At 48.5% G+C, this 17540-nt stretch carries 14 protein-coding genes and 1 pseudogene; 9 read left to right on the forward strand and 6 right to left on the reverse strand.

All coding sequences use genetic code 11. The features are described 5' to 3' along the window. Positions 1-4: 4 nt before the first annotated feature. The 9 genes from accC to NBH16_RS07855 all read left to right on the forward strand — a co-directional run bounded on the left by accC (position 5) and on the right by NBH16_RS07855 (position 8471). Positions 5-1516, forward strand: coding sequence for an acetyl-CoA carboxylase biotin carboxylase subunit (gene accC, locus NBH16_RS07815; protein WP_087345734.1), 1512 nt, complete (start codon positions 5-7; stop codon positions 1514-1516). 17 nt (positions 1517-1533) lie between these two features. After that, positions 1534-2058 (forward strand): biotin/lipoyl-containing protein, encoded by a 525-nt coding sequence (locus NBH16_RS07820; RefSeq protein ID WP_029257277.1) that lies wholly within the window; start codon positions 1534-1536, stop codon positions 2056-2058. Between the two features lie 168 nt (positions 2059-2226). Continuing rightward, positions 2227-3654 carry a sodium:proton antiporter NhaD gene (gene nhaD, locus NBH16_RS07825; protein ID WP_121961111.1) on the forward strand — a complete coding sequence of 476 codons (1428 nt, stop codon included), beginning with the start codon at positions 2227-2229 and terminating at the stop codon, positions 3652-3654. A gap of 8 nt (positions 3655-3662) precedes the next feature. Continuing rightward, the gene (locus tag NBH16_RS07830) at positions 3663-4517 is read left to right on the forward strand and encodes an ATPase (protein ID WP_005865617.1); all 855 of its coding nucleotides are present in this window, start codon (positions 3663-3665) and stop codon (positions 4515-4517) included. Positions 4518-4520: 3 nt separating this feature from the next. After that, entirely contained in the window at positions 4521-5351 is an 831-nt protein-coding gene (murQ, locus tag NBH16_RS07835; protein WP_005855245.1) for an N-acetylmuramic acid 6-phosphate etherase, read from the forward strand. A gap of 43 nt (positions 5352-5394) precedes the next feature. After that, complete coding sequence (locus tag NBH16_RS07840; protein WP_005855247.1) at positions 5395-6057, forward strand: MgtC/SapB family protein; 663 nt, start codon at positions 5395-5397, stop codon at positions 6055-6057. A 63-nt stretch (positions 6058-6120) separates the two neighbouring features. Then, positions 6121-6762, forward strand: coding sequence for a DUF8491 family protein (locus NBH16_RS07845; protein WP_005855249.1), 642 nt, complete (start codon positions 6121-6123; stop codon positions 6760-6762). Next, positions 6759-7334, forward strand: coding sequence for a uracil-DNA glycosylase family protein (locus tag NBH16_RS07850; RefSeq protein ID WP_009018630.1), 576 nt, complete (start codon positions 6759-6761; stop codon positions 7332-7334). Before NBH16_RS07845 ends, NBH16_RS07850 begins: the two co-directional genes overlap by 4 nt. Before the next feature lie 207 nt (positions 7335-7541). Then, the gene (locus tag NBH16_RS07855) at positions 7542-8471 is read left to right on the forward strand and encodes an Abi family protein (RefSeq protein WP_284705626.1); all 930 of its coding nucleotides are present in this window, start codon (positions 7542-7544) and stop codon (positions 8469-8471) included. Positions 8472-8915: 444 nt separating this feature from the next. Here the strand turns inward: NBH16_RS07855 and NBH16_RS07860 are convergent. The 6 genes and pseudogenes from NBH16_RS07860 to NBH16_RS07885 form a co-directional block, all read right to left on the reverse strand. Beyond that, a pseudogene (locus tag NBH16_RS07860) lies at positions 8916-9079 on the reverse strand (Fic family protein); the annotation flags it as partial. Between the two features lie 904 nt (positions 9080-9983). Continuing rightward, positions 9984-10355: a hypothetical protein gene (locus tag NBH16_RS07865; protein WP_034532378.1), complete on the reverse strand. Its 372-nt coding sequence runs from the start codon at positions 10353-10355 to the stop codon at positions 9984-9986. Between the two features lie 12 nt (positions 10356-10367). Then, the gene (locus tag NBH16_RS07870) at positions 10368-11216 is read right to left on the reverse strand and encodes a hypothetical protein (protein WP_250788336.1); all 849 of its coding nucleotides are present in this window, start codon (positions 11214-11216) and stop codon (positions 10368-10370) included. Positions 11217-11243: 27 nt separating this feature from the next. Continuing rightward, positions 11244-13022, reverse strand: a complete 1779-nt coding sequence (locus NBH16_RS07875; RefSeq protein WP_250788338.1) for a RagB/SusD family nutrient uptake outer membrane protein — start codon at positions 13020-13022, stop codon at positions 11244-11246. 12 nt (positions 13023-13034) lie between these two features. Then, complete coding sequence (locus NBH16_RS07880) at positions 13035-16268, reverse strand: SusC/RagA family TonB-linked outer membrane protein (RefSeq protein ID WP_250788340.1); 3234 nt, start codon at positions 16266-16268, stop codon at positions 13035-13037. A gap of 364 nt (positions 16269-16632) precedes the next feature. Continuing rightward, a complete protein-coding gene (locus NBH16_RS07885) occupies positions 16633-17511 on the reverse strand; it encodes an AraC family transcriptional regulator (protein ID WP_250788341.1) in 879 nt (292 codons plus the stop codon). Positions 17512-17540 lie beyond the last annotated feature (29 nt).

Below are 17540 nucleotides of genomic sequence, written 5' to 3' on the forward strand. Positions count from 1 at the left end.
CCTTATGATAAAGAAAGTATTAGTAGCCAATCGTGGCGAGATAGCGATGCGGATATTCCGCACCTGCCGGGTGATGAACATCCCAACCGTAGCGATCTATACGCATGTGGATCGCGGAGCATTACATGTACGTTATGCGGAGGAAGCCTACTGCATCTCGGAAGATGAAGCGGATACCTCTTACTTGAAGCCGGACTTGATCCTTGAGATCGCCAAGAAGACAGGAGCCGCCATTCATCCGGGTTACGGCTTTTTGTCGGAGAACGCCGACTTCGCCCGTCGTTGCGAGGAGGAGGGCGTGATCTTTATCGGCCCGAGCGCCGACGTGATTGCGAAGATGGGTATCAAGACCGAGGCTCGTAAGATCATGAAAGAAGCCGGTGTGCCGGTTGTACCCGGAACGGAAAAGCCGGTGACGGACATAGAGGATGCCAAGAAGGTAGCCGCCGAGGTGGGTTATCCGATTATGCTAAAGGCGCTTGCCGGAGGCGGTGGAAAGGGTATGCGTTTGGTACATAGCGAGGATGAGATGGAAGCGGCTTTCCGTATGTCTCGTTCCGAGGCGGCCAACTCGTTCGGAAACGACGCCATCTATATCGAGAAGTATATCGAGAACCCCCATCATATCGAGGTGCAGGTACTCGGGGATAAATATGGGAACGTGATCCATCTGTATGAGCGTGAGTGCTCTATCCAGCGCCGTAACCAGAAAGTGATCGAGGAAGCGCCCTCTCCATTCGTGAAGGAGGCCGCTCGCCAGAAGATGTTGGCCGTAGCGGTGGAGGCTTGCAAGAAAATCGGTTACTACAGTGCCGGGACGTTGGAGTTCATGATGGATAAGGACCAGAACTTCTATTTCCTCGAGATGAATACCCGCCTTCAAGTGGAGCATCTGGTGACGGAGGAGACAACGGGCGTGGACTTGGTTCGCGATATGATCTTGGTGGCCGCAGGAAATCGTCTGCCTTATAAGCAGGAAGATGTGGCTTGCCGGGGGCATGCCTTGGAATGCCGTATCTATGCGGAGGACCCGGAAAATAACTTTATGCCCTCTCCGGGCGTGATCAAGGTGCGTGAGGCTCCCGAGGGACGTAACGTACGTCTGGATAGCGCCGCTTACGCCGGTTTCGAGGTGTCCTTGCATTACGATCCGATGATCGCCAAGCTTTGCACATGGGGCCGGACCCGTGAGTCCGCCATCTCGAATATGATACGTGCCTTGCGGGAATACAAGATCTTGGGAATCAAGACAACGATTCCGTTCCACCTGCGTGTGTTGCATAACGTGACCTTCTTGAAGGGGAATTACGATACGACCTTTATCGACACCAAGTTCGATAAGGAAGACTTGAAACGTCGCCAGAACAGCGACCCGACCGTAGCCGTGATCGCCGCCGCCTTGAAGCATTACGAGGAGGAGAAAGAGGCGGCCGCCCGTGCGACGACCGTTCCGCTGGTAGGGGAGTCCCTGTGGAAACACTACGGGAAGTTACAAATGTTGGCCAATAACTTTTAATGAGAGGAGGAATGATTATGTCAAAGGCTTTAGCGACTTATTTTGCCACGGTTAACGATATTCCCGACACAGAGTTCAAGGTAGAGATTCTGGAAGACGGGCCTATCAAGAAAGTATCCGTAAACGGTACCGTTTATGATGTAGATTACAATCTGGGCGGAGATACGATCCACTCGATCATCATGAACCATAAATCTCATGGCGTACAAATATCCAGTGTTGGAGATTCCACCTATGAGGTAAAGAATAAAGGTGATTATTTCCAAGTACAGGTGATTGACGAGTTGAAGAAATTACGCCTGTCGAGAACCAGTTCCAAGACGGTCGGCCGTCAGGTCATACAGGCCCAGATGCCGGGCGTGATCCAGAAGGTATATGTCAAGGTAGGCGATGAGGTCAAGGCGGGAGACCCGCTTTGCGTATTGGTTGCCATGAAGATGGAGAACGAGATCCGTACGCCGATCGATGGAGTGGTGAAAGAGGTGTATGTCAATGAGACGGACAAGGTCTCCGTGGGTGATAAGATGTTGGTTGTAGAGTGAATTGTTTCGGGGTTATAGTTTTCCCTCGAGAGAATAGGAAAGGAATCGGAGTAGTCCGGTTCCTTTCGCATGTTTGGTAAAATTATCTTAAAAAACATTCTGTTTTTCTATCGTGTTACAGAGTTATTATTTCTACATTTGTAGCGTTTAAACCTAAATCATGAAGTTATGTTGACAGCAATGGTCATTGTGTTCCTTGTCGGTTATTTGATGATCGCATTGGAACATCCTCTAAAGATAAACAAGGCGGGAACGGCTTTGCTTATCGGTACGGTCTTATGGGTTATGTACACGTACGCGGCCCCGTTTTTCATCCCGAGGGCCTCGGCAGAGGAATTCAGCTTGTTCTTGGAATCGTTCCCCTCTTTGGGTTCTTTAACGTTTAAGGAACAATGTACCCGGTTCGTCGTGGAGCATCAGGTTCTGGATAGTATCGGAGAGATCGCCGAGACACTTATATTCCTGATCGGGGCGATGATAACCGTGGAGCTGATCGATGCCCATGGCGGTTTCATGTTTATCACGAATCATATTACCACGAAGAAAAAGAAGAAACTGCTGGCGTTGATCGCCGTGATCACGTTCTTTATGTCGGCCGTGTTGGACAACCTTACCACCTCGATCGTCATGATCATGTTGATCCGTAAGTTGCTCGGGAATTATAAAGAGCGGTGGGTGTTCGGCAGTATCATTATTATAGCGGCGAATAGCGGTGGCGCTTGGTCACCGATCGGCGACGTGACTACGATCATGCTTTGGGTAAGGGGAAATATCTCCACCTCATCCACGATCCCCCATTTGATCCTGCCGAGTATCGTATCGGCGTTGATCCCGGTCTTGATCGCCATGCGTTTCTTGCATGGCAACGTGACGCCCCCTAACGCATTCTCGCAAATGGAGGCGGACAATGAGTTGCTGAAGAAATTGAAGGATAAGGAGAAGTTATCGATCTTGATCATCGGTGTGTTGTGTTTATTGTTCGTGCCTGTATTCAAGACGGTTACTCATCTTCCCCCGTTTATGGGTATCTTGATGGGAGTGGGTATTCTTTGGTTCTATACGGAGATGCTATACGCCCGTAAACCGATCGACGAGGACTTGAAATTGCGTTTGTCCAAGGTGGTTCACCGTATAGACGGGGCGACCTTGTTATTCTTCCTCGGAATCCTTTTGGCGGTGGATGCCTTGCGTTGCAGCGGCGTATTGTCGGATTTCGCTTTCTGGCTGGACGATACGGTAGGCAATGTGTATGCGGTGAACCTGATTATCGGCGCCTTATCGTCTATCGTGGATAATGTTCCGTTGGTAGCGGGGGCTATCGGTATGTACCCGGTGGCTACGGACGCTATGGTGGCTGCGGCGACTGATCCGGCTTATCTGGCGAACTTCGTGCAAGACGGCGTGTTCTGGCAGTTCTTGGCTTATTGCGCAGGAGTAGGTGGAAGTATGTTGATCATCGGTTCCGCCGCCGGAGTCGTCGTGATGGGCTTGGAACGGATCAATTTTATTTGGTACTTGAAGAATATCTCTCTGTTGGCCTTGGCGGGATATTTGTCCGGCGCGGTGGTATATATTCTCCAGAACTTAATATTCTAAATAAGTATATGATATTAATTGCGGATAGCGGATCTACGAAGACGGAGTGGTGCCTGGCGGATCAAGGCAGACCGGTCCGTACGGTCGTGACAGCGGGTACCAATCCTTATTTCCAGACACGGGAGGAGATTGCCGGAGAAATCCGGGGTGCCTTATTGCCTGCGTTGAGGGGTGAGCGGATCGATGCCATTTACTTCTATGGCGCCGGTTGCGCCTTCCCGGAGAAGAACCGGATCGTGGAAGAGGCGATTACGCCTTATATCCCGGCTCCCATAGAGGTGTATAGTGACTTGATGGCGGCTGCTCGTGCCTTATGCGGGAGCCGTCCGGGAATCGCCTGTATATTGGGGACGGGATCGAATTCTTGTCTGTATGACGGGACGGAGATAACGGAGCATATCTCTCCCTTGGGATTCATTCTGGGGGATGAGGGTAGTGGCGCCGTGCTCGGGAAGTTATTGGTAGGGGATTGCTTGAAGCGTCAGTTGCCGGCGCCTTTGGTTCAGAAGTTTATGGATCAATATGAGTTGACGCCCGCCTTATTGTTGGAGCGGGTATATAAACAACCTTTCCCGAATCGTTTCTTGGCTACCTTATCCCGTTTCTTGTTGGAGAATATCACCGAGCAACCGATTTATAATTTGGTCTATACGAGTTTCCGTAGCTTTTTCCTCCGTAACGTGGCGTTATATCCGGGAGCTGATACGTACCCGATTCATTTCGTAGGCTCTATCGCCTATTATTATCAGGAGGTATTGAAAGCTGCGGCCTTATCCTTAGACTTGAAGGTCGGTACGGTCGTACAGGCTCCCATGAACGGATTGATCCGGTATCATTTTACGAACGAAGAAAAAAATGAATGAGTTATGGCATTTCAAAAGATAACCGAGTCGGAATCGTTGTACGATAATCTGGATCAGATGTCTGTCCGGGAGTTGCTGGAAGGCATCAATAACGAGGACCGGAAAGTGGCGATCGCCGTTGGCCGGGAGATCCCGAAGATCGAGAAGCTGGTAACCCGTATCGTAGAGCGGATGCGGAGAGGCGGCAGGCTCTTCTATATCGGGGCGGGTACGAGTGGTCGCTTGGGTGTCTTGGACGCCTCCGAGATCCCTCCCACGTACGGTATGCCGAATACCTTGGTGATCGGTTTGATCGCCGGCGGTGACCGGGCGCTCCGGAATCCAGTGGAGTCGGCGGAAGACGATCTGGATAAGGCTTGGGAGGAACTTCAACAATATCATATCAATACGAACGATACCTTGGTGGGGATAGCCGCCTCGGGTACGACTCCCTACGTGATTGGCGCCCTGCGTAAGGCACGCTCCGAGGGAATCCTGACGGCCTCTATCTCCTGCAACCCGGACTCCCCGATGGCGGCGGAGGCGGAGATCGCCATCGAGCCGGTAGTAGGTCCGGAGTTCGTCACCGGAAGTACGCGGATGAAGAGCGGTACGGCCCAGAAGATGGTGCTGAATATGATCACGACCTCCACGATGATCAAGCTTGGCCGGGTGAAGGGGAACCGGATGGTGAACATGCAACTGACCAACCAAAAATTGGTGGATCGTGGCACCCGTATGATCATGGAAGAGCTTCGTCTGGATTACGAGCAGAGCAAGAATCTCCTGCTCCTACATGGCTCCGTCCGGGAGGCGATCGATTCTTATCACCGTGAATGGCGGCTGAATCAATAAATAATTCCTATCTTTCGGGGTAAAACCTAAAAGATCGTTGATTATGATGTGGGATTTCATACTAAGACTTTTCGTGGCAGGTATTCTGGGCGCCGTTGTCGGGCTAGACCGTGAGTACCGTGCGAAGGAGGCGGGTTACCGGACTCACTTCCTTGTTTCGTTGGGTAGCGCGTTGATCATGGTTGTCTCCCAATATGGCTTCCAAGATGTCATCCTAGAGAATAGCGTAAGTCTCGATCCGAGCCGTGTGGCCGCCCAAGTGGTGAGTGGCATCGGTTTCATCGGGGCGGGTACGATCATCATCCAGAAACAATTCGTGCGGGGATTGACTACCGCCGCCGGTATCTGGGCGACCGCCGGTATCGGTCTGGCCGTCGGCTCAGGCATGTACGGGCTCGGTATCGCCGCCACTTTGTTGACGCTCGCCGGGCTGGAGCTGTTGAGCGTTATTTTTAAAAGCATTGGGATGCGAAGTTCCTTGGTGGTATTCTCTACCTCCGACAAGGAGGCGATCAACCGGATCGCCCGTGTTATCTACGAGAAAGGTTTCCTGCTGGTAAGCTATGACATGAAAAGACTGGGGCATCAGGAGAAGGACGAGTACGTCGTCAGCATCGTGTTGAAGGCCCGTAAAAACACGGAGGAAAGTCCACTGTTGCTATTGATGGAGCAATTTCCGGAGGTTACGGTGGAGAGAATTGAATAGTTATTCTGCATTGGCGGTAAGTTTTCGTATATTCGCGGCTCGAAACTATTTAATAATCGTACGATGAATTTTATTTCTAAGCTATTCAAGAAGAACGTATCTGAGGCGGAAGAGGCCGGCAAAGGTTCCGTGGAGGAGTTCGTATCTTTAATCCGTGTATATTATCAAGCCGTTATGGCTGTGAACTTGGGTATCACCAACTTGAACATGCTCGCCGATATGGCTTTGTTCAAACGCATGTTGAAGATACCGACCCAGAATAACAAATTGGGTGTCGCCGAGAAATCCCGTGTGCGCAAGGTGTTGATGGAGGATTACGGCCTAAGCGAGGCTTTCTTCAAGGAGATCGACAGCTCGGTGAAGAAGAACTGCAAGAACCAGAACGATATCAAGACGTATTTCTTCATGTTCCAAGGTTTCTGCAATGACTTGTTCAACTTGCTTGGTAATCTGATGCAGTGGAAGTTCCGCTTCTCCATGCTGGTGAAGAAGTTGCTGTATAATATGACGACGAAGACGGTTCACGATATCTTGACCAAGTCCGAGTGGAAGGATATCAGCGTGCAGAAGGCCGCGTGGAGCGTGCGTAAGTATGCCGAGAAACTAGGCTACTCCGAGCAATGGATCACGGACTTCGTGTATAACGTCGTGCTTCTGGCGAAAGAGGACCAGAAGAAGGAACTCAAAAAGAACAAGGAAGCATGACCACCGAGCTGCATCCGCTAGGTTTCTTCCTCCCGGAGAATACGAGATTGCTGATGCTGGGAAGTTTCCCGCCTCCAAAAGCTCGTTGGAGCATGGATTTTTATTACCCGAATATCCAGAATGATATGTGGCGCATCCTTGGCTTGATTTTCTATGGGAACAAGGATGCGTTCCTGCGAGACAAGAAGGCGTTCAGCGAGGAGAAGGCGAAGGCTTTCTGCCGGGAGAAGGGGATCGGGATCGGTGATACCGCCATGGAGGTGATCCGCTTGAAAGCGAACGCCTCCGATAAGTTCCTTGAGGTGGTACGGCCGATCGATCTGGAGAAGGTCTTGTCCCAGATACCGGAATGCGTGGCGATCGTGGTAACCGGGCAGAAAGCGATGGATACCCTCCTCTCCGTATTGCCCGGCACGGAGGAGCCGAAAGTGGGCTTCTCGTCGGAATTTTCTTGTATGGGAAGGACGATGAGGCTGTTCCGTATGCCTTCATCCTCTAGAGCTTATCCGAGGCCGTTGGAGGAGAAGGCCGCCGTTTACCGGGGGATGTTCGAGACGTTGGGGATGGTGTGATGAACCACTATTTACTTATTCAAAATGCCTTGCCCTTGCAGGGGACTGAATTATAGAAAAAACGTAATGCACAAATACTTTTTTGTATAACCTTTGTAGATTCAGATAAAAGTATTACCTTCGCAAGCAATATGACCTCCCACGCTTCCCGTAGAACAGCGCACCCGGGGAGGTCTTCGAGTTTTTATATGGTAACTTCTGATAAAATTGACCGATAAAATTGATTATACAAAGAAGCCGTTGACTATCGCCGAGCAAATTGCACGGCTAAAACAACGGGGACTTATTTTCGATGATGAAAGCGAGGCAACCTCTTATCTTTTCAACATTAGCTACTATCGGCTTCGTGCTTACACTTATCCGTTCCAAGAGAACGGTGAAGATTGCGACCATAACTTTACCCGTAAAGATATTCACTTTGAGGACATCATTGCCCTTTATTGCTTCGATCGCAGACTGCGCTCACTCATTTTCAATGCAATTGAAAAGATTGAAGTGGCAGTACGCACAAAGGTTGTACAAGTTTATGCCGAAAGCACAGGCAATAGCCATTGGTACGATGATGAAAGTTTGTATCGCTTCGGCTATGACGACTTGATGGAACATATCGAAGCGGACGTAAACCGTAGCAACGAGGATTTTATCAAGCATTACAACTCCAAATACAATGACCCGCCGATGCCACCAAGTTGGATGGCGCTCGAAGTGGTGTCGTTTACCACATTGAGTCGTTTGTTCCAATCCTTAAAGTTAGACAACCGCAAAGAGGATATCACCGAACAATTCGGCTTGAAGAAAGTGGCTATCTTGGAGAATTGGCTACACGCCATATCCAATCTTCGCAACTGTTGCGCTCACCACAGCCGCGTTTGGAATCGCCGCTTTATGGTCAGCGTGACCTTACCATACAACACTCTTTATCTGTTTATGGATAGAACCACAATCGGACAAATTCGCACAAACAAGTTGTTTGCCGTGCTTTCCTGTATCGCCTATATCCTTGACATCATTAGTCCCGGTAGCGACTTCAAAAAGCATATCAAAGAATTGCTTAAGTCTGATTGTCATCTGCTCGAACTTAAAGATATGGGATTCCCGAAGTATTGGCAATCCCTCCCGGTTTGGCGAGAAAAATAGCAAACTTTGCGTCTTAAAGCGCACCCCGATAGTTTACTTCTTTACTTTTGGTAGCCCTTGACTCGTCAAGCTATCTGGTTTGTTTTTATATACCCCTCACCAAGTTTTTCTTGTGCTATAAACTTTTCTCTTTTGTAATACAGATCTTGTACCTATGTGTGGGGACTGTATTAGAGAAGATATACTCTCTCATGGGGACATGTCTGGGGACTAATTCAGTACCACCTTAAAAGCTTCTTCTTTTCCGTTTGAGGCATATAGCTTCAAGACAGGTATAACACTACGAGGTCCTGCGTTTAGGATGATTGAGTAAGTATCTCCTTGGGATAAATCGATTTGAGTGGTATAGGTGCCACTTGTTTCGGAGGAACTTTCAGATGCGGATTAGACGCTGTTTGTGGATGCGAATGAGAATTTTCGGATGCGTCTGTTTCGCATGCCCTCTTTCTCCCGTCCAAACATACAGGAAACGATATGCTCCTCATGGGTGCGATACCGGCCAATCTCTATTTGCGAGCCCTCACTGAAACCGGTTGGAAGAATGCGGCCTGCCATGCACAAATATTCTCTTTAGTCAGCGGCCGGTCATAATGGCTTACATATTTTAAGTACTTGATGCGACATTAGAACAGGAGAAACGTCGCAATATTCACGACGTTATTCAGCTTAAAACGTCTGATTATGGAGTTTAATGCACGAACTTATTTCCATTGAGGATGCAAGATACAGTTGTAGCATCTTATCGCCGTAAGATGTATGATCTTACTGTTGTAGGATGTATCATCTTTCACGGATACTTGACATCTCCTTGTCTTGCGTCTTTTAGCAAAGTGACAGTTTGTAAATTTAAGTCATGGAGAATCGATTCTTTCGGGTAAAGGTAAGGTATGCTCCCGAAAACGAAAGAAAAAAACGACAATCGATTGGTTGATAGGCTAATGTTGAATAACGGCCTTTTATTCTAGCGGAATTTATTCATCGTATTTCATGTTTTGGGGGCAGGAAGGGAAGAAAAACGGTGCTACAATAGGGTTATAACAGGGTAAGAATGCCCATTCGCGACTACTCATAACCCTATTCTTGACTACTTACGATGCCCAACGGCAGTATCGGCGTTGCCTAATACGACTAGTTATGCAGGCTTCCGGCACCTATTGTGTGTGGAAAACGCTGTATTTTAACAAAAAGGGGTGCTTATTGCTACTGCTTTCTCGCTATTTCGCTAGGTTTGGAAAATAGGTGTGTCAAGGTAAATGCTCTATGGTAATCAAAAAGATGGCCGGAGAGCGGTTTGGTTGACGGAAGGATATTTGCAGGGCGAGTACCGTGTAAGATAAAAAGAGAGGAGACGGAACGATAAACGCTCCGCCCCTCTTATATAACAAGAATGAATGAATTATTGGGATAATCTCATCATAAAATATTGCTAGTGAGATACATCTTCTTCATTTATCCGATCAGAGATACTCAATGTCACGGAGAACATTGAGTATCGTGATATTCATTTTTAGATCAATTATTTACGTAAAATCCAATATGCCCAGTTGCGCCGCTAAAAGTTATGACAGATCCTACTTGAACTGTAGATCCATTACAAGAGACTCTATATCCCTTATCTATGGAAACAACTTTATACTTTCCATGTTCAACAAAGTAAACCCATGGACCTCCACTATAAAAACCACTGGTGATAGTATATTCCATGAAATTTTGATCTTCAATAACCATTGATATATGGGCGTCCTGATTTTGAGCTGTAACGTACATTTTTGAATACCCTTCTCTTTCTGCGGCATAGGAAGGTGATGGACCATTTACGTCAGCATTGATATTAATAACAGTTGTTGTTAATAGTGCAAATAGAATGAATAATACTTTCTTCATGATATATTTTCTTTATTTTCTTGTTTTAAAATTCCAGAACCAAGCCTCTCCCCAATCACCTGCGCCGGGTTTCGGAGCCGCTAGTTTAAGATGCTCACCATCCGCTTCCAAGATGTGATATTCATATTGAGGAGCGAAGGTATCATCAGTGTCTCCCATTTTCACCAGTCCTAATAAAGGAATGGTTCCGGTGAACGTTAATGTACCTTGATCCCAACCTTCTTTGGCTACAGCGGATAAGTCCCATGCGATTGTTCCGGATTGACCGCGGCTGGTTTCTACTTTCTTGCCAGCCAAGGTAAAAGTCATCCAACCTTCTAACCCATCTTTGGCATATCCTTTCTCAGTACATTGTTGGTCGATGTCTGTGGCTTGAACTTGCCACCATTCCGGACCTGTGCTTTCCATATAAGCACCATTTCCCCAAAGGCCGTTGCTGGCATCTGTATCCCAAACCCAAGTTACAGAATTATACTCCGGTCCGAATAATCCTTCATAAATAGAAGGCACATCCACATACTCGGAGATCGTCACATCGTTAGAGAAAGAGGTGATGGAGCCGTCTTGGTTCATAACCCGGACGGTCAAGCTCGTGAGGGGAGGAGTGCCGATGATGGAACCCTCGGTTCCGGTGGCTAGGATGGCCCCGTCTTGATCCAATACCTGTACCGTCAGTGTGGGATTGGTGGAGAAGGTGAACTTGTTTTGTCCGACCGTCGTTTGCGTAAGCGCTACACGGGCTTGCAGATCCGCCTCGGTTAAGTTGGCGGACATGCCCGGATCACTTTCTGTGATTGGGTCGCAGGAAACCATCATTCCTGCGATCAATGCCATTACTATATAATATATATTCTTTATCATGATTGTATATTCTGAATTAAAAGGTTATTAATTAGCCCAGCCATTGTACTCGGCGTCCGCTCCCCAACCTTCGTTCTGCTGGAGTTCACTGGAGAGTGAGATCTGGCTCTCAGGTATCTTCATGAAACCGGCGGAGGTGTTGTAGCGGGAGGCGTAACCACCATTTTGCGCCTTGTTCGTGGCTGGATTACCTGCGATGTAGATAGGCGTACCTATCTGTTTCTGCAAGGCAGCGGCGGCAATGTGCCAGCGGCGGATGTCGTTCCAACGGGTACCCTCCAAAGCTAATTCCCAACGGCGCTCGTTTTGCAGAGCTTGGAGCGAGTAGCCGATAGCCGGAAGGCCGGCACGCTCCCGCACCTTATTCATACCGGTGGCATCTCCCTTGAGCTCGGATTGCATCAAGAGAACGTCAGCGAAGCGGATCAATACCAAGTCGTGGATGTTGTCCAAGGCTTGGTTATTCGCACCTTGCGTCCAGCCATCGATTCCGTACATCTCGTTCTCGAAGGTCTTGAAGTAGCCACTCTCGTCATTGGATGTCTTGCATGCGACAGGAGACCATTTCATGGCATAGTAGTCCGTTTCCTGTACGAAGTCCGCCCAACCGCCTTTGTTATAAGCGGGTAATTTGTCCGTACGATATACGGAAGCGTCGCGACGCATGTCCTTTGGTTCTGCGCTTGCCCAATCGTTCACGAAATTCGGTGCTACAGGCCCGGCTCCCCAACCTTGTCCGAAGGGGAAGGTATTTGCTACGTCTTGATCTCCGCGAAGACCGAAATGAAGCGCGTAACCATTGGCGAAAGCGATGGTAGTATTCCAACTGGCCAGCTTATTGAACTTGATGGCGAACATAGATTCCGGGTTGACGGCGTTATCATCCTCTACCCATTTCAATCCTTTTCCGGCGGTGTATTCGAAATCGTTCACCGTGCAACGGTTCGTGTAAGCCCAAAGGCTACGGAAGTCGGATGCTAAGGAATATCCGGAATTGTTCACGCAATCATCGATATAAGAGATCACTTGATCCTTCGTTAGGGTAGAGCCGTCGGCCAAGGTGACGGAGGTCAGCGGGTTGTAAGTGGCGCTGGTCAAGGCGGCTATATCTTCGCCATTCCCGTACATGCCGGTGTAGAACAACCAAGCACGGCCTAACATGGCCTCGGCGGTGTACTTGTCGACGTGTCCTGCCTCAAGGGATGACGTACCTCCACGCCATGCGGGCATGATGTCGGCGGCTGTCTTAAGGTCTAGCAAGATCTGTCCCCAGATCTCGGCGGGGCTTGCCTGTGGCACGTCGCTTGTCTGGGATGTAGTGATTAGGGGTACACGATTGTACATCGAGGCTAGCTCGTAGTAGAAATAGGCACGTATGAAGAGAGCCTCGCCCATCAATTGGTTACGTGCTTCCGTGGAAGGAAAGTCCGGACAGTTATCCAAGGTCTCTATGGCGCTGTTGGCACGGAATACGCCGGCATAACGGTCTTTCCAGAACTGGCGGGTCATGTCGGACTGATAGTTGCAGAGCAGGTCCATGGCCTGCATCAGCTTGTCGTTCGAGCCGCCCCCGCCTAGCGCGTCATCGCTGGCTAGTTGGGCGTAATAAAGGAACGATCTCTCGGGGTTGGCGCAAACGGATGCCATGCTGGCGTAAACGCCTGCTATCATCTGCTGGGCATCGTCGTACGACTCCGGGAATGTAGCGGTTGTCTTCTCTGTGTAATTGGTCGTGTCGAGCATGTCCTCACAACTGGAGAAGGCTACGGCAGCGCCCATACATATTGCATATATTAACTTTTTCATGTTGCTTTTCTCTTAAAATTTAATGTTAACACCTACCATATAAGTTCTGGGTGAAGGATAAGAACCTAAGTCGATACCTCTTGCCCAAGGATTGTCCTCGCGATAACTATCGTTCGTACCGATTTCGGGGTCCATACCCTTGTATCCCGTGAAGGTGAAGAGGTTCTGGGCGCTTACGTACAGACGTAATTGCGGCAGTGGGCAGTTCTTCCATAGGTTCTTGAAGTCGTAGCCCAAAGTAACGTTCTGGATGCGGAAATAGCTGGCGTCTTCCACGAAGATATCGGATATCTGTTGGAAGTTGACACCTGTGTTACCCGGAACCAGACGAGGATAACGATTGGAGGTTCCCTCACCGTGCCAGTACTCAAATACCTCGGAGGTGTAATTCTCCACGTTGCCGTCGGTAAACTTACGATAAGAGCGCATATTTTGTTGTCCGAAGGCCCCATAGGTGGTTACCGCTAAATCGAATCCTTTGTAACCAACGTTGAAGCTTAGACCCATCGTGATATCCGGGTGCGGGTTGCCGACTTCGGTCTTGTCGTCCTCGTTGATCACGCCGTCGCCATTCACGTCTACGAATTTCAAGTCGCCCGGTTGGATGGAGCTACCTTGCAGGAAGTTGGCTGCGTTGCCTTTACAGTTCTTATCCAGATAAGCCTGCACGTCGGCGGCGTTTTGCATGACACCTTCCGTTTTATAGGCCCAGAAATAACCGATCGGGTGTCCTACTTCCATACGGGATACAGGACGTGTGTTCTCGGCCAGTACCTTGTCCGGACCTAGGATGTAACCGTCTTTGTTGTTGATCTGCGTAACCTCGTTCTTGTTATGGGCAAGGTTTAGGTTCACGCCATACGTCCAGTCGCCCTTTTGGTCGTTCCAGCCTAAGCCGATCTCGACACCTTTATTTTCCACGGTACCGCCGTTGATATAGGGAGCGTTCGTTCCGTAAGAGTCTAGGATCGGGGCAACGATCAACAGGTCCTTGGTTTTCTTGTTGTACCAATCGAAGTTCAAACTCAATCGGCCGCTTAGGAAACGGGCATCTAGACCAAGGTCTAGCTGCTCGGAAGTCTCCCATGTCACGTCCTCGTTCGGCATGATGCTGGCATAACCGCCTTGCGTGGCCGTACCCTTGTTGTTGCCGAAGGAATATTGTCCGAGGTGGTCGAACGCTACGGTCGAGAAATATTGGAAGTTATCGATATTACAGTTACCGTTCTGACCCCAGCTGGCACGGATCTTCAAGAAGTCCATCCAGTCGTGCGTGTTTTCCATGAAATCTTCATTGCTCACGACCCAACCAGCCGATACGGAAGGGAACGTACCCCAGCGTTTACCACGGGCGAAGTTCGAGGAACCATCCGTACGTAAGATCACGCTAGCCATGTATTTCTCGTTGAAGTTATAGTTGATACGTCCGAAGAATGACGCTAAGGCGTTATCCCCTGTCGGATATCCTTTGGCTGAGGTCGGTTGCGAAGCCATGCTATTGCTGATATAAGCCCGGTCCCAGTCGGAGAACAGAAGGTCGTTCGCCGTTGCCTCCAGATACTCGCCCATACCGAAACCGCTCTTCTTGAAGGATTGACCGACTAATACATCGAAGTTGTGTTTCTCGATGTTGAAGGTGTAGCTAAGCGTATTCTCGATCTGCCAGTCCCAACCAGTCGTCATGTTCTGGGTAACCTCATTGGTTAGTTTTTGATCGGTAGAGGTTAGTTTATAAGCCGGACTGTAGCCACGGTAAGAACTGGAGTTCTGTTTGTAGCTGACCTGTCCTTTATAGACGAGTCCCTTGATTGGTTGTACCTTCAAGTAGCCAACCATAGTTAATCCGTAGTTTTTGCTCTTGTTGTTTCCACGGGAGGAGTTGACCATTGCGGCGATCGGGTTACTCGTATAAGAGTTGTAGTTGAACCAACCGGCCTTGTTCAAGTCGTCATACATATAGTAATCCCCGTTCTCGTTATAGATAGGAACCAGCGGGTTGGCACGTAACATCCAAGAGATGTCGTTACCGTATTGATTACCCTCGGAGATACCGGAAGATTCATTATGATTATAGTACAGGTTCTCGCCGAATGTGATGATATCCAAGTCACCCTCTTTCCACAAAATATGTTCAGAGTTCATGCGAACCGTGAAACGTTGGTAGTCGGAAGCGACCGGCTTGCCTAGCGTACCTTCCTGTTTCGTGTAGGATACACCCGTGGAGAATTTGGAGCGTTCCGTACCACCGGCCAAGTTTAGGGAGTGGCTGGTAGTGATGGCGTTCTTGTTGCGGATTGCGTCAAGCCAGTTGGTACCCTCATCCTCGCCGCTCATGTAACGGTTGTACTGTTCTTGTGACATGTAATTCGTCCACGTGTAAGGTTGGTTACCCGTGTTGAAGTTCAGTTGGTCCATGACTGCCATGTATTCCTTTGCATTCAGCAAGTCCGGCATCTTATATACGTTCTGGAAACCTACATAGCCGTCGTAACTAACCTGTAATTTTCCCTGTTTACCCTGCTTTGTCGTGATCAATACAACACCGTTGGCCGCACGTGAACCGTAGATCGCGGCGGAAGCGGCATCTTTCAATACGTCTAAGCTCTCGATATCGGCGGGACTTAAGGAATTGATGTCGCCTTCGACGCCATCAATAATGTATAGCGGAGTCGTGCTGCCGTTCGTTCCGGCACCACGAATGTTGATATCGAAACTCTTACCCGGCTGGCCGGAGTTCGCTACGATATTGACGCCCGGGCTTTGGCTCTGCAAGGCACCTAGCGGGTTTGTCGTGTTTAATTTTTGGATATTCTCTCCCTTTACTTGAAGGGTAGCACCTGTCACCAACTTTTTCTTTTGTACACCATAACCTACTACCACTACCTCGTCCAAACTCTGTGAGTCCTCTTTCAAGGTGATCTGTAAGTCGGATGTTTGGGCGGTTACGGGAATCTCTTGGGTCATATAACCGATGTAGGAGATCTCTATGATAGAGCCGGGGACGGCCTCTAAGCTGAACTTACCATCCAAATCGGTTATCACTCCGTTTGTCGTTCCCTTTACGATAACATTGGCACCGATGACTTCCATTCCTGTTGCGTCTTTCACGGTACCAGTGATTCTTTTTGTTTGTTGCATGACTTCCATCGAAGTACTAGGGGCGGCTAACATTTGTGGTATGCCACCTAGCTGGAAGGCCATACATGCGCCTAAAAACAGCGTCGTTTTCTTAATTGTTGAATTCATTATTTTTTACATTAAATCATATAAGGCTAAACTAAAATTCATTTACTCAATAGGGTCATTAGCGGTTAACTGCTAAAAACATTAGATTCTCGGTCCTTCCTCATAGGCAATTGTTTTTTGTTGTTAATATGTATTGTTAATTTCTGTCGCAAAATTACGTCGGATCCCAAGTGCGTTCAAATACTATTTTATCCAAGAATAATACTTTTTTGCCGGAGTGTATTTTTAACACATCGATGGGGTAGCCGTAGGCATGAAAGCCTTTGTGACTGGTCGCAAAGATAGATGTGTGAAGGAAAAGAGAAGGGGGGATTTTGTATAGAAATAGGGGGGGATATGTATTTATCCCTGTTAAAAAGGTCTCTTATACAATGATTTTTGTCTTTTTGTAGTTATCCCGGAACTCTTTGGGAGAGCAGTTTTTCTTTTTCTTAAAGATACGGTTGAAGTTCGAGAGGTTATTGAAGCCGCAGTCATAACAAATCTCCGCGATGGATCGTTGCGTGTCCACCAGCATGCGGGCGGCGTAACCGATACGGATATCGGTGATATAGTCGGAGAGGGTCTTCCCGGTCCTCAACTTGAAGAAACGGCTGAAAGCGGAAGGGGCCATACCTACGAGTTCAGCCAGTAGGTTCAGGCGGATATCCTGTTGGTATCGCTCGTTGATGTAATTTTGTACTTTTTGGATACGACGACTCTCGGAATGTATATCCGTTATTTTAGCGAACGAGGAACTAGCCAATACTTTGTAGTCCTCCTCGATGGAAAGCTCATACAAGATGGTCAAGAAGTTGATGACCGCATAAAAACTTTGCTCCTCGGAAACCAGTTTTTCCAGTAAATGGTAAACCTTCAAGATGGAAGACATCGGGAAACTGATGCCGCATTGAGCTTTCTCCAACATTTTCCGGATACTGTTGAATTGGTTTTTCTCCAATATATTATTCCCGAAGAGATTGGGAGAGAACTGGATCGTGATCTCATGGATCAGAGGCGATTTACATGCGTTCTGCTCCCAGACATGCTCCAGTTCTTTCCCGGTTATCAATACTAACTCGTATTCTCCGATCACTTCCGCGGAATCACCGACCACACGCCTTACCCTCGGAGCGTGCTCAATGAAATTGAGCTCGTACTCCAAGTGGCAATGGATCGGATAGGTAAATTCTGTCTTACGTCGGTCTACGATGTAGAAGCAATCCTTTTCCGATAGTGGGGTTATTTCGTGGATAATGTCCATGTTTAGCTGACTGTTGATAGTTGACAATT

The organism is Parabacteroides sp. Y3-G-102, from assembly GCF_023656845.1.
Lineage (GTDB): Bacteria > Bacteroidota > Bacteroidia > Bacteroidales > Tannerellaceae > Parabacteroides > Parabacteroides distasonis.

Coding starts and splice junctions, on each gene's coding strand:
- NBH16_RS07865 (WP_034532378.1), bottom strand. CDS start 10,355: ATGAAGAAAGTATTATTCATTCTATTTGCACTATTAACAACAACTGTT.
- NBH16_RS07875 (WP_250788338.1), bottom strand. CDS start 13,022: ATGAAAAAGTTAATATATGCAATATGTATGGGCGCTGCCGTAGCCTTC.
- NBH16_RS07830 (WP_005865617.1), top strand. CDS start 3,663: ATGATATTAATTGCGGATAGCGGATCTACGAAGACGGAGTGGTGCCTG.
- NBH16_RS07880 (WP_250788340.1), bottom strand. CDS start 16,268: ATGAATTCAACAATTAAGAAAACGACGCTGTTTTTAGGCGCATGTATG.
- accC (WP_087345734.1), top strand. CDS start 5: ATGATAAAGAAAGTATTAGTAGCCAATCGTGGCGAGATAGCGATGCGG.
- NBH16_RS07840 (WP_005855247.1), top strand. CDS start 5,395: ATGATGTGGGATTTCATACTAAGACTTTTCGTGGCAGGTATTCTGGGC.
- nhaD (WP_121961111.1), top strand. CDS start 2,227: ATGTTGACAGCAATGGTCATTGTGTTCCTTGTCGGTTATTTGATGATC.
- NBH16_RS07845 (WP_005855249.1), top strand. CDS start 6,121: ATGAATTTTATTTCTAAGCTATTCAAGAAGAACGTATCTGAGGCGGAA.
- NBH16_RS07850 (WP_009018630.1), top strand. CDS start 6,759: ATGACCACCGAGCTGCATCCGCTAGGTTTCTTCCTCCCGGAGAATACG.
- NBH16_RS07870 (WP_250788336.1), bottom strand. CDS start 11,216: ATGATAAAGAATATATATTATATAGTAATGGCATTGATCGCAGGAATG.
- murQ (WP_005855245.1), top strand. CDS start 4,521: ATGGCATTTCAAAAGATAACCGAGTCGGAATCGTTGTACGATAATCTG.
- NBH16_RS07820 (WP_029257277.1), top strand. CDS start 1,534: ATGTCAAAGGCTTTAGCGACTTATTTTGCCACGGTTAACGATATTCCC.
- NBH16_RS07885 (WP_250788341.1), bottom strand. CDS start 17,511: ATGGACATTATCCACGAAATAACCCCACTATCGGAAAAGGATTGCTTC.